General features: G+C 57.0%; 11 protein-coding genes. 7 read left to right on the top strand and 4 right to left on the bottom strand.

Going from position 1 to position 11,860, the window contains the following annotated elements; genetic code table 11:
• The first annotated feature begins 9 nt into the window (after positions 1-9).
• Genes D5066_RS07225 through yejF form a run of 3 tightly spaced genes read left to right on the top strand, consistent with a single transcriptional unit; the run spans position 10 to position 3,720 of the window.
• Entirely contained in the window at positions 10-1,104 is a 1,095-nt protein-coding gene (locus D5066_RS07225) for a microcin C ABC transporter permease YejB (protein WP_119915474.1), read from the top strand.
• Positions 1,104-2,129 carry an ABC transporter permease gene (locus D5066_RS07220; RefSeq protein WP_119915473.1) on the top strand — a complete coding sequence of 342 codons (1,026 nt, stop codon included), beginning with the start codon at positions 1,104-1,106 and terminating at the stop codon, positions 2,127-2,129. The genes D5066_RS07225 and D5066_RS07220 overlap by 1 nt, the downstream gene beginning before the upstream one ends.
• A gap of 1 nt (position 2,130) precedes the next feature.
• A complete protein-coding gene (gene yejF, locus D5066_RS07215; protein ID WP_119915472.1) occupies positions 2,131-3,720 on the top strand; it encodes a microcin C ABC transporter ATP-binding protein YejF in 1,590 nt (529 codons plus the stop codon).
• Positions 3,721-3,723: 3 nt separating this feature from the next.
• Here yejF and D5066_RS07210 read toward each other — a convergent pair whose 3' ends face one another.
• From D5066_RS07210 to rsuA, 3 genes are all read right to left on the bottom strand, one after another.
• Positions 3,724-4,068, bottom strand: coding sequence for a YejG family protein (locus tag D5066_RS07210; protein WP_028013883.1), 345 nt, complete (start codon positions 4,066-4,068; stop codon positions 3,724-3,726).
• Positions 4,069-4,346: 278 nt separating this feature from the next.
• Positions 4,347-5,543: a Bcr/CflA family multidrug efflux MFS transporter gene (locus tag D5066_RS07205; protein WP_080328593.1), complete on the bottom strand. Its 1,197-nt coding sequence runs from the start codon at positions 5,541-5,543 to the stop codon at positions 4,347-4,349.
• Between the two features lie 15 nt (positions 5,544-5,558).
• A complete protein-coding gene (gene rsuA, locus D5066_RS07200) occupies positions 5,559-6,266 on the bottom strand; it encodes a 16S rRNA pseudouridine(516) synthase RsuA (RefSeq protein ID WP_119915471.1) in 708 nt (235 codons plus the stop codon).
• Positions 6,267-6,418: 152 nt separating this feature from the next.
• On the opposite strand from rsuA, the gene radD reads away from it, so the two are divergent.
• Positions 6,419-8,179: a DNA repair helicase RadD gene (radD, locus tag D5066_RS07195; RefSeq protein WP_119915470.1), complete on the top strand. Its 1,761-nt coding sequence runs from the start codon at positions 6,419-6,421 to the stop codon at positions 8,177-8,179.
• 124 nt (positions 8,180-8,303) lie between these two features.
• The gene (rplY, locus tag D5066_RS07190; RefSeq protein WP_080328590.1) at positions 8,304-8,588 is read left to right on the top strand and encodes a 50S ribosomal protein L25; all 285 of its coding nucleotides are present in this window, start codon (positions 8,304-8,306) and stop codon (positions 8,586-8,588) included.
• 51 nt (positions 8,589-8,639) lie between these two features.
• Here the strand turns inward: rplY and yejK are convergent, their stop codons facing one another.
• Positions 8,640-9,647 carry a nucleoid-associated protein YejK gene (gene yejK, locus D5066_RS07185; protein WP_008500957.1) on the bottom strand — a complete coding sequence of 336 codons (1,008 nt, stop codon included), beginning with the start codon at positions 9,645-9,647 and terminating at the stop codon, positions 8,640-8,642.
• A 134-nt stretch (positions 9,648-9,781) separates the two neighbouring features.
• Here yejK and D5066_RS07180 point away from each other — a divergent pair, with 134 nt between their 5' ends.
• Both D5066_RS07180 and yejM read left to right on the top strand, forming a co-directional pair.
• Positions 9,782-10,009, top strand: a complete 228-nt coding sequence (locus tag D5066_RS07180) for a YejL family protein (RefSeq protein WP_014884596.1) — start codon at positions 9,782-9,784, stop codon at positions 10,007-10,009.
• Between the two features lie 19 nt (positions 10,010-10,028).
• Positions 10,029-11,789, top strand: coding sequence for an LPS biosynthesis-modulating metalloenzyme YejM (gene yejM / locus D5066_RS07175; RefSeq protein WP_119915469.1), 1,761 nt, complete (start codon positions 10,029-10,031; stop codon positions 11,787-11,789).
• Positions 11,790-11,860 lie beyond the last annotated feature (71 nt).

Below are 11,860 nucleotides of genomic sequence, written 5' to 3'. Positions count from 1 at the left end.
GGAATTATCATGGGTGCCTATCTGATCCGCCGGCTCCTGCTGGTCATCCCCACGCTGTGGGCCATTATCACCATTAACTTTTTTATCGTGCAAATTGCCCCCGGCGGTCCGGTCGATCAGGCGATTGCCGCCATCGAGTTTGGCAACAGCGGCGGCATGCCCGGCGGCGGCGGAGAAGGCATGGGCGCGAGCCACGCGCGCACCGGCGTGGGGAATATCAGTGAAAGCCATTACCGCGGCGGGCGCGGGCTGGATCCGGAGGTGATCGCCGAGATCACCCACCGCTACGGTTTTGATAAGCCGATACACGAGCGCTATTTCAAAATGCTCTGGGATTACATTCGCTTTGATTTTGGCGATAGCCTGTTTCGCAGTGCGTCAGTATTAACGTTGATCAAGCAAAGCCTGCCGGTTTCGGTCACGCTGGGGCTGTGGGGGACGCTGATTATCTATCTGGTCTCTATTCCGCTCGGGATCCGCAAGGCGGTTTATAACGGCAGCCGCTTCGATATGTGGAGCAGCACCTTCATCATCATCGGCTATGCTATTCCGGCGTTCCTGTTTGCCGTTCTGCTGATCGTCTTCTTTGCCGGAGGCAGTTATTTCGACCTCTTCCCGCTGCGGGGGCTGGTCTCCGCCGATTTCAGCACGCTGCCGTGGTACCAGAAAATCACCGACTATCTCTGGCATATCACGCTGCCGGTTCTGGCAACGGTGATCGGCGGGTTCGCCGCCCTGACCATGTTGACCAAAAACGCCTTTCTCGATGAAATCCGCAAGCAGTATGTCGTCACCGCCCGCGCCAAAGGGGTCAGCGAAAAGCAAATCATGTGGAAACACGTTTTCCGCAACGCCATGCTGCTGGTGATTGCCGGATTTCCGGCCACGTTCATCAGTATGTTTTTTACCGGCTCGCTGCTGATTGAGGTGATGTTCTCGCTCAACGGTCTGGGCCTGCTGGGCTACGAAGCCACCGTGTCGCGCGATTATCCGGTGATGTTTGGCACGCTCTATATTTTCACCCTGATTGGCCTGCTGCTGAATATCATCAGCGATATCAGCTATACGCTGGTCGATCCCCGAATTGATTTTGAGGGCCGCTGATGCCGCGTTTAAGCCCCGTTAACCAGGCCCGCTGGGCCCGTTTTCGTCACAACCGCCGCGGTTACTGGTCGCTGTGGATTTTTGCCGTTCTGTTTGTCCTGAGCATGTGTTCGGAGCTGATCGCCAACGACAAACCGTTGCTGGTGCACTTTAACGACCGCTGGTACGTGCCGGTGCTGGCTAACTACAGTGAAAGCGACTTCGGCGGCCCGTTTGCCACACCGGCGGAGTATCAGGATCCGTGGCTGCGCCAGCAGATCGAACAGCACGGCTGGGCCCTCTGGGCACCGGTGCGCTTTGGCGCAAACAGCATTAATTTCGCCACCACAACCCCCTTCCCTTCCCCGCCCTCTGCGCAAAACTGGCTGGGGACGGATGCCAACGGCGGCGACGTGCTGGCGCGCATCCTTTACGGCACACGAATTTCGATTCTTTTTGGGCTGATGCTGACCCTCTTTTCCAGCGTGATGGGCGTGGTGGCTGGCGCCGTTCAGGGCTACTACGGCGGAAAAATTGACCTGTGGGGGCAGCGTATCATCGAAGTCTGGTCCGGTATGCCAACGCTGTTTCTGATCATTTTGCTTTCCAGCGTGGTGCAGCCGGGCTTCTGGTGGCTGCTGGGCATCACCGTTCTGTTCGGCTGGATGGCGCTGGTGGGCGTGGTGCGCGCGGAGTTTCTGCGCACCCGTAATTTCGACTACATACGCGCCGCACAGGCGCTTGGGGTGAGCGACCGGGGGATCATCTTCCGCCATATGCTGCCAAACGCCGTGGTAGCGACCCTCACCTTCCTGCCGTTTATTCTGTGCAGCTCCATCACCACCCTCACCTCGCTGGACTTTCTGGGCTTCGGCCTGCCGCTGGGCTCACCCTCGCTCGGCGAACTGCTGCTACAGGGCAAGAATAACCTGCAGGTGCCGTGGCTGGGTATCACCGCCTTCCTTTCCGTGGCGGTGCTGCTTTCGCTGCTGATTTTTATTGGCGAAGCCGTGCGCGATGCCTTCGATCCCAACAAGGCGGTATAAGATGACGCAGCCTCTTCTCAGTATTGATAACCTGTCGATTACCTTCTCGAAGCAGGGTGAGTCGCGGACCGTAGTCACCGACCTGTCGCTGCAGATCCAGCGCGGTGAAACGCTGGCGCTGGTGGGAGAATCCGGCTCAGGCAAGAGCGTCTCGGCGCTCTCCATCCTGCGTCTGCTGCCCTCTCCGCCCGTGAGTTATCCGCAAGGGGATATTCTGTTCCACGGTCGTTCGCTGCTACACGCTGACGAACATACCCTGCGCGGTATTCGCGGCAATAAGATTGCTATGATCTTCCAGGAGCCCATGGTTTCCCTTAACCCGCTTCATACCCTGGAAAAGCAGCTTTATGAAGTGCTCTCTCTGCACCGCGGTATGCGCAAAGAGGCCGCGCGGGGCGAAATTCTGGATTGTCTGGAACGAACAGGCATACGCAACGCGGCCAAACGGCTGAACGATTTTCCGCATCAGCTTTCCGGCGGTGAACGTCAGCGGGTGATGATTGCCATGGTCCTGCTCACGCGCCCCGAACTGTTAATTGCCGACGAACCGACGACGGCGCTGGACGTGACGGTGCAGGCGCAAATTCTGACGCTATTGCGTGAGCTGCGTGACGAGCTGAACATGAGCCTGCTGTTTATCACGCACAACCTGAGCATCGTGAAAAAGCTGGCCGACAGCGTCGCGGTCATGCAAAACGGACGGTGCGTTGAACAGAACACCGCCTCCACGCTGCTGAACGCGCCGCAGCATCCCTATACGCAGCGCCTGCTCGACAGCGAACCTTCCGGCGACCCGGTGCCCCTCACGGCAGACAGCACACCTCTACTGCGCGTCGATGACTTATCCGTCTCGTTCCCGATCCGCAAAGGCATTCTGCGGCGCGTCGTTGACCAGAACCCGGTCCTGAAAAACATCCGCTTCTCGCTGCGCCCGGGTGAATCCCTGGGGCTGGTGGGCGAATCCGGTTCGGGGAAAAGCACCACCGGTCTGGCGCTGCTGCGCTTAATTGCCTCTCAGGGCGAGATCCTGTTTGACGATATGCCGCTGCACCGCTGGAACCGCCGCCAGATGCTGCCCGTCCGCCCGCGCATGCAGGTGGTGTTTCAGGATCCCAACTCCTCGCTTAACCCGCGCCTCAGCGTGTTGCAGATTATCGAAGAGGGTCTGCGCGTTCACCAGTCTGAGCTGAGCGCGCAACAGCGGGAACAGGAGGTGATGCGGGTGATGGCGGAAGTAGGCTTAGATCCCGAGACCCGCCACCGCTACCCTGCGGAATTTTCCGGCGGCCAGCGCCAGCGTATCGCCATCGCCCGCGCGCTGATCCTGAAGCCGGAGCTGATTATTCTGGATGAACCGACCTCGTCGCTGGACAGAACCGTCCAGGCGCAGATCCTGGCGCTGCTGAAAGGGCTACAGGAAAAGCACCGGCTGGCCTATATCTTTATCAGCCACGATCTTCAGGTGGTTCGGGCGCTATGCCATCAGGTGATTGTGTTGCGGCAGGGTGAGGTTGTCGAACAGGGTGATTGCCAGCGCGTCTTTACTGCGCCAACGCAGAACTATACGCGCCAGCTGCTGGCAGCAGACTAGCGCTTAAAACGGGTACTGGCCGGAGAAAGGCTCAGCAATCGCAACGCCGAAGTTTTTCAGGCGGCAGGTTGCGGCAAACTCGTCCTGGCTTTTGACAAACAGGCACGGCTCCCCTTCACACTCCAGTACGGAGCTGTCCACTTCGATATCCGTCAGGGCCTGGCTGAGACGCTCCATCACCCGCCACGCATTTTCGTCGCTCGGGCTCAATAGCTTAAGCGCCACCAGGCAATTCTCGCAGCCCGCGACGCTTTGCGGAATCGGTTCAACTTTCGAACCTGCAAAACCCGCCGACCAGCGATAGCTCTGGGGCAAGCGATGGACAATGGAGAGTTGTAATGTATTCACGTTCGTTCCCCGGAAGCAAAATTTACTTCACAATTTATTTACATTTATAGTAACACATCATCGCCAGCCTGCACTATTCAGCGCTTTTTTATCGGTATTCAGGCTCGCGTCGGCGCTATATGTACCCGTTTCTGCGATCTAACTCAACCTTTTTGAATACAATGATGTGACTTTTTACATAAATAGATTTTACATAAAATAAACAAACACGGGGTAAACGAACGGGGTTTGGTTGATATGCGTCAACAAAAAAGGCCCTGCCGGGCCTTCTCTGCGTTTTAGTGGGCCGCTTTTCGCGGTCGACTGGCGTAAAGACAGAAGAGTACAGAGCTGGTTGCGCAAAAAGCCATCGCCCACAGCATAGGCCAGGCCGTGCTGAAGGTCGCCATAGAGAGCAACGCCCCGACGATGGCACCAATCCCGAAGCGGAAGGTTCCCGCCAGTGACGAAGCGGTCCCCGCCATGTGCGGGAACTCATCGAGGATCACCGCCATCGCATTGGATGAGATCATCGACACGCAGCCGACAAAAGCCGCCACGCCGATCACCAGCGCCCAGAAACCCACGTCCAGAAACGCGCTCACCACCAGCCAGACCGCCATCACAAACTGGATCCACAGCCCGGCGCGGAACATGTTCAGCGCCCCCACCCGCCGGACAAAGCGGCTGTTAATGATGGTCAGCACAAACAGGAAGACAATATTGAGCGCAAAGTAATAGCCAAAGTGCTGCGGCGAAACGTGGTTCAGTTCGATATAGACAAACGGCCCGGCGCTCAGGAAAGAGAACATTCCGGCGAAGCTGAACCCGCTCGCCAGCATGTAGCTCAACACCCGCTTGTGGCGAAACAGCGAGGCGAAGTTGCCTATCGTGGTTCGAATATGAAATTTCTGGCGGCGCTCGACGGGCAGGGTTTCATCAATAAAGAAGAAAATCATTGCCGAGGCCAGCAGCGCTGCCAGCGCCAGGATCCAGAAAATCGCGTGCCAGCTAAACCACACCAGCACCGCACCACCGGCCATCGGTGCCACCAGCGGCGCAATTGTCGTCACCAGCATGACGAACGACATCATGCGGGAGAACTCTTCTTTCGGGTAGATATCACGCATCAGCGCGTTGATCACCACGCTCGCGGCAGCGGCGGCCAGCCCGTGCAAGAAACGCATGGCGATCAGCTGATCGATACTCTGCGCCAGCGCACAGGCGACTGCTGCAGCCGCAAAGACCAGCGTCCCGCCCAGAATCACCGGTTTGCGCCCCAGGCTGTCGGCCATTGGGCCATACAGCAGCTGTCCGAGGGCGAAACCGAGAATATAGGTGCTGAGCGTCATCTGCGCGCTGCCTGCCGGTACGCCGAACTGCGCGGAAATCACCGGCAGCGCAGGCAGATACATGTCAATAGACAGCGGCATCAACATCGCCAGCAGGCCAAGAATAAAGACGATTTTGAACGACGAGTGTGGCCTGGTGGTCACTGGGTTCTCCTGAAACTAGTGCGAAGGCAGACCGACGCTGGCGATCTCTTCTTCCGTCAGCGGGCGATATTCGCCGGGCGCCAGGTCGGGATCGAGGGCGATTGCGCCGATGCGTTCACGGTGCAGGCCCACAACGTGGTTCCCCACGGCGGCAAACATCCGTTTGACCTGGTGGTAACGCCCTTCGCTGATGGTCAGACGGACCTCCGTCGGCGCGATCACTTCAAGCACCGCCGGTTTGGTTAGATCTTTCTCATTATGCAGCTGAACGCCTTTGGCGAATTGCTCTGCCGTGTCATCCGCAACCGGTGACTCCAGCGTGACCAGATAGGTTTTCTCGCAGTGGTGACGCGGGGAAGTGATGCGATGAGACCACTGTCCGTCGTCGGTCATCAGCACCAGCCCGGTGGTGTCGATATCGAGGCGCCCCGCAGCGTGCAGCTTGTGCGCCACCGGCTCGTCGAGAAAATAGAGTACCGTCGGGTGATCCGGATCGTCCGTTGAGCAGACATAGCCTTCCGGCTTATTAAGCATGAAGTAGCGCGGACCGTGCTGCTGGGTCAGCGGATTACCGTCGTACTCAACCTGATGATCAGGCAGGAGTTTGAACGCGCTGTCTCTCACAATCTCGCCGTCCACGGTAACGCGGTTGGCGCGAATTTCACGCCCGGCAATAGCGCGGCTTACGCCGAGTTGCTGAGCGATAAACTTATCAAGTCGCATGAAATCTTTTTAGCCTTAATGGTGCTGGAAGTCGGACCGTGTGTCCGAAAAAAGAAGCAGTCAGGAACGGTTCAGTATAATGGTCTGGTTGCGCCACTCAAGGGAAAAAGTTTCGTGGCATACTATACGCGGAATAACGAAACCGAGACCCCATGACTTTTACACTTCGTCCCTATCAGCAGGAAGCCGTCGACGCCACCCTCGCCTGGTTCCGTAAACACCGGGAACCAGCGGCGATTGTGCTGCCGACCGGTGCAGGCAAAAGCCTGGTCATCGCCGAGCTGGCCCGCCTGGCGCGCGGTCGCGTGCTGGTGCTGGCCCACGTTAAAGAGCTGGTGGCGCAAAACCATGCCAAATATTGCGCGCTTGGGCTCGAGGCTGACATTTTCGCCGCCGGGCTAAAGCGTAAAGAGAGCCACGGCAAAGTGGTCTTCGGCAGCGTGCAGTCGGTCGCGCGTAATCTGGACCTGTTTCGCAGCGAGTTTTCGCTGCTAATTGTCGATGAGTGCCACCGCATCAGCGATGACGATGACAGCCAGTATCAGCAAATCCTCACTCACCTGAAAGAGGTGAACCCTCACTTACGCCTGCTCGGCCTGACGGCCACCCCGTTTCGTCTGGGTAAAGGCTGGATCTACCGCTTTCATTATCACGGCATGGTGCGCGGCGATGAGAAGGCGCTGTTCAGCGACTGTATCTATGAACTTCCGCTGCGCTACATGATTAAGCACGGCTACCTGACCCCGCCGGAGCGGCTGGATATGCCGGTCGTGCAGTACGACTTCAGCCGCTTACAGGCGCAGAGCAACGGATTATTCAGCGAGGCCGATCTTAATCAGGAGCTGAAAAAACAAAAGCGTATTACCCCGCATATCATCAGCCAGATTGAGGAATTCGCGCAGACGCGCAAAGGGGTGATGATCTTTGCGGCCACGGTTGAACACGCGCGCGAAATCACCGGATTGCTACCCGCTGACGACGCGGCGCTGATCACCGGCGAAACGCCCGGCCCGGAACGCGATAGCCTGATTGAAGAGTTCAAAGCGCAGCAGTTTCGCTATCTGGTCAACGTCTCGGTCTTAACCACCGGCTTTGACGCCCCGCATGTCGACCTGATTGCGATTTTGCGCCCGACGGAATCCGTCAGCCTGTATCAGCAGATTGTCGGACGTGGGCTGCGCCTGGCGCCGGGCAAAACCGACTGCCTGATACTGGATTACGCCGGTAACCCGCACGATCTCTACTCCCCGGAAGTGGGCGCGCCAAAAGGCAAAAGTGACAACGTGCCGGTGCAGGTTTTCTGCCCGGCCTGCGGGTTTGCCAACACCTTCTGGGGAAAAACCACCGCCGACGGCACGCTGATTGAACACTTTGGCCGCCGCTGCCAGGGCTGGTTTGAAGATGATGAGGGGCATCGCGAGCAGTGCGATTTCCGCTTCCGCTTCAAAAACTGTCCGCAGTGCAACGCCGAAAACGACATTGCCGCCCGCCGTTGCCGTGAGTGCGACACGGTGCTGGTCGACCCGGACGACATGCTGAAAGCGGCGCTGAAGCTGAAGGATGCGCTGGTGCTGCGCTGTTCCGGCATGACGCTGCAGCCCGGTGCGGATGAAAAAGGCGAGTGGCTGAAAATTACCTATTACGACGAAGATGGCGCTGACGTCAGCGAACGGTTCCGGATCCAGACGCCTGCCCAGCGCACGGCTTTTGAACAGCTGTTTATCCGCCCGCATACCCGCACGCCGGGCGTACCACTGCGCTGGATAACCGTCGCGGATATCGTGCATCAGCAGGCGCTCCTGCGCCATCCGGATTTTGTTGTCGCCCGCAAAAAAGGCCAGTTCTGGCAGGTTCGCGAGAAGGTCTTTGACTATGAAGGACGCTTCCGCCGGGCAAATGAATTGCGCGGTTAGCGGACTTTTCATTGATGTGAGGGGCATTTGAGTATAAAATGCCGCCCGCTTCACATCCGTGAGGCAGAACACTCACCTGCTGCTGGGTCGCCTGTAGTAGGGTTTTAAATACAGAGAGAAATCAATGTTCACTATCGAAGCAGAAGTACGTAACGTGCAGGGTAAGGGTGCGAGCCGCCGCCTGCGTAACGCTAACAAGTTCCCGGCTATCGTTTACGGTGGCGAAGCTGCTCCAGTTTCTATCGAACTGGATCACGACAAAGTGTGGAACCTGCAGACCAAAGCTGAATTCTACAGCGAAGTTCTGACCATCGTTGTTGGCGGTAAAGAAGAAAAAGTGAAGGTTCAGGCTGTTCAGCGTCACGCGTTCAAGCCAAAACTGACTCACATCGACTTCGTTCGCGCGTAATCGCAAACCTGTCGAGAAAAACCCCGCTTCGGCGGGGTTTTTTTATGGCTGCTATTTACCGCCAGACGTGCGACGCTGAAGCTGATCGCGCAGGTTCGGCGGCGTGCCTTTGATGGTTAGCGTATCGGTAGCCGGATCCCAGAAGATGCGTTCCCCCAGCAGCATGGCGTCGAAGTTGATGGTTAACCCACCGCCGCTACCGGCAAACTTAGTGAGCTGGCGCAGCGTACTGCGATCCGCCGGGAAGCTCTCCTCAAGCTCATAGCCCTTCTCCGCGGTGAATTCCTGGAAGCTGACCTCGCTGACGCCCGCCAGCTCTTTTGACAGCGACTCCAGCTCAATCTCTTCACCCGCCTGCAGCTGCTCGTTACAGTAGCTGTAAACCTGCTGACGCACGGTCTGACGCTCGGATTTATCGAGCTGCGCTTCCGCCGTGAAGTCATCAACGGCCTGCAGCAGCCCTTTGTTCTGCGCTTTGGCGTTCAGGCCTTCGCTGGCACCGAGGAAGTCCATAAAGAAATCCGCCACTTTACGGCCCACGCGCCCCTTCAGGAAAGTCAGGTAGCGGGTCGACTCCGGGTTGGTTTCCCACTCGGTTAAATCAATACGTGCCACGATATCCGCATGGTTGATATCCAGATAGTGCGTTGAGCTGATGTCCAGCTGCTCGTTCACGCGCATGCTGCTTAAGTTATTCAGCACGGTAACCAGCAGGTACTCGACCGCCAGGTAGCGATAGTGGCAGAACAGGACGATACCGCCGTCGGCGAACGGATATTTCGCCAGCTCGTCGCGCAGACGCCCGGTTGCCGCGCGGCTAAACGCCAGGAAATCCTCTTCGCCCTGACGCTGCAGGCGCAGGCTATCGGCCAGCTCACTCTCTTCGCTGAACAGACCATAGGCTTTGTTTTTGGCGCTGTAGACGCGATGCAGCTCTGCCATCATTTCCACAACGGTTGCCGTGGGTTCCAGTAACGAATCGCGTAGCACCACTTCAAGGGTTTGCTCATCACGCTTGATAAGCTGGTGCAAGGCAATCTGGTTGATTTCCAGACTCATGATAAACTCTCCTTTTAGACCGGGCGGTATTCAACCACCACCAGGACATGTGTGCAACAACAGATAAAAAAGGGGAAAAAAAGCTGTTGCTACGGTAATATGTTGCCCTTTCATCAACAAACTGATTTTGATTTATGCCACAACATTCCCGCTACAGTGATGAACACGTTGAACAACTGCTCAGTGAGCTGGTCAACGTACTGGAAAAACATAAAACGCCGACCGATCTCTCCCTGATGGTTTTGGGAAATATGGTCACCAACCTTATCAATACCAGCGTTGCTCCGGCTCAGCGTCAGGCGATCGCAAAATCTTTCGCCCAGGCCTTACAGTCATCCGTCAGCAACGACCAGGCCCATTAAGGGAAACGAACAACAGTTTATGGTGACGAATCGTCAGCGCTACCGTGAAAAAGTCTCCCAGATGGTCAGCTGGGGACACTGGTTTGCCCTGTTTAACATTCTGTTAGCGACGGTGATTGGCTGTCGTTATCTGTTTGTCGCAGACTGGCCAACAACGCTAACCGGGCGTATCTACTCCTGGATGAGCGTTGTGGGTCACTTTAGCTTTTTGGTATTCGCCACCTATTTGCTGATCCTTTTCCCTCTGACGTTTATCGTCATGTCGCAGCGTCTGATGCGGTTCCTTTCCGCTATTCTTGCGACGACAGGGATGACGCTGCTGCTTATCGACAGTGAAGTGTTCACCCGCTTCCACCTGCACCTTAATCCCATCGTCTGGGAACTGGTGATTAACCCGGACCAGAACGAAACGGCCCGCGACTGGCAGCTCATGTTCATCAGCGTCCCGGTGATCCTGTTGATTGAGATGCTGTTTGCCACCTGGAGCTGGCAAAAGCTCCGCAGCCTGACCCGGCGCCGCCATTACGCGAAGCCCGTCGCCGCGCTCTTTTTTGTCTCTTTTATCAGTTCGCACATCATGTATATCTGGGCGGATGCGAACTTCTATCGCCCAATCACCATGCAGCGCGCGAACCTGCCGCTCTCTTACCCGATGACGGCCCGTCGTTTCCTGGAGAAACACGGTCTGCTTGATGCGCAGGAGTTTCAGCGCCGTCTGGTGGAACAGGGGAATCCGGAAGCGGTCAGCGTTCAGTATCCGCTGAGCGATCTGCGCTATCGCGATATGGGTCGCGGACAAAACGTCCTGCTAATCACCGTTGATGGCCTCAACTATTCTCGTTATGAGAAGCAGATGCCTGCGCTGGCTGATTTCGCCAGCAAGAACGTGTCGTTTACCCAGCATATGAGTTCCGGTAACTCAACGGATGCAGGTATCTTTGGCCTGTTCTATGGAATTTCTGCCGGTTACATGGATGGCGTACTGTCAGCCCGTATTCCTGCGGCGCTGATCACCGGGCTTAATCAGCAGGGCTACCAGTTAGGGCTGTTCTCATCGGACGGTTTCAACAGTTCACTGTACCGCCAGGCGCTGCTCTCTGATTTCTCACTGCCTGCCGCGCAGAGCCAGTCTGATACCCAGACCGCAAACCAGTGGATTAACTGGCTGCAGCGCTACGCGCAGGAAGATAACCGCTGGTTCTCGTGGGTGGCCTTTAACGGCACAACGCTCAGCGACAGCAACCAGGCTGGCTTTACGCGCCGCTACAGCCGCGCGGCCGGTGATGTCGACGCGCAGATTGGCCGCGTGCTTGATGCACTACGCGAATCAGGCAAGCTTGATAACACCGTCGTGATTGTGACCGCGGGCCATGGCGTGCCGCTAGGCGACGAGACGAAGAGCATGAGCTGGTCACGTCCGAACCTGCACGTTCCGCTGGTGATCCACTGGCCGGGCACCCCAGCGCAGCGCGTTAACATGCTTACCGAGCATAAAGACGTGATGACGACCCTGATGCAACGCCTGCTGCATGTCAGCACGCCAGCAAACGAGTATTCGCAGGGGCAGGATCTCTTCAGCGCCACGCGCCGCCACAACTGGGTAACGGCAGCGGGCGGTAACACGCTGGTGGTGACCACGCCGAAGCTGACGCTGGTGCTGAACAGCAACGGGAACTATCAGACCTATAATCTGCAGGGTGAGCGGTTGAAAGACCAGAAACCACAGCTGAGCCTGCTGCTGCAGGTCCTGACGGATGAGAAGCGTTTTATCGCTAACTGATTAATTATAAACCAGTTAGCGACAGATTCCCTTGCATTCAAAACGGAATCGAGTAGTATTCTTTTTATGCG

The organism is Enterobacter chuandaensis, from assembly GCF_003594915.1.
Taxonomy (GTDB): Bacteria; Pseudomonadota; Gammaproteobacteria; order Enterobacterales; family Enterobacteriaceae; genus Enterobacter; species Enterobacter chuandaensis.
Note: the sequence above shows the minus strand (reverse complement) of the source record. Positions and strands in the feature narration are given on the sequence as shown.

What these genes read in the sequence shown, in the direction of transcription:
- D5066_RS07225 (WP_119915474.1), top strand. Translation starts at nt 10, where the DNA reads ATGGGTGCCTATCTGATCCGCCGGCTCCTGCTGGTCATCCCCACGCTG.
- D5066_RS07220 (WP_119915473.1), top strand. Translation starts at nt 1,104, where the DNA reads ATGCCGCGTTTAAGCCCCGTTAACCAGGCCCGCTGGGCCCGTTTTCGT.
- yejF (WP_119915472.1), top strand. Translation starts at nt 2,131, where the DNA reads ATGACGCAGCCTCTTCTCAGTATTGATAACCTGTCGATTACCTTCTCG.
- rsuA (WP_119915471.1), bottom strand. Translation starts at nt 6,266, where the DNA reads ATGCGACTTGATAAGTTTATCGCTCAGCAACTCGGCGTAAGCCGCGCT.
- radD (WP_119915470.1), top strand. Translation starts at nt 6,419, where the DNA reads ATGACTTTTACACTTCGTCCCTATCAGCAGGAAGCCGTCGACGCCACC.
- rplY (WP_080328590.1), top strand. Translation starts at nt 8,304, where the DNA reads ATGTTCACTATCGAAGCAGAAGTACGTAACGTGCAGGGTAAGGGTGCG.
- yejK (WP_008500957.1), bottom strand. Translation starts at nt 9,647, where the DNA reads ATGAGTCTGGAAATCAACCAGATTGCCTTGCACCAGCTTATCAAGCGT.
- D5066_RS07180 (WP_014884596.1), top strand. Translation starts at nt 9,782, where the DNA reads ATGCCACAACATTCCCGCTACAGTGATGAACACGTTGAACAACTGCTC.
- yejM (WP_119915469.1), top strand. Translation starts at nt 10,029, where the DNA reads ATGGTGACGAATCGTCAGCGCTACCGTGAAAAAGTCTCCCAGATGGTC.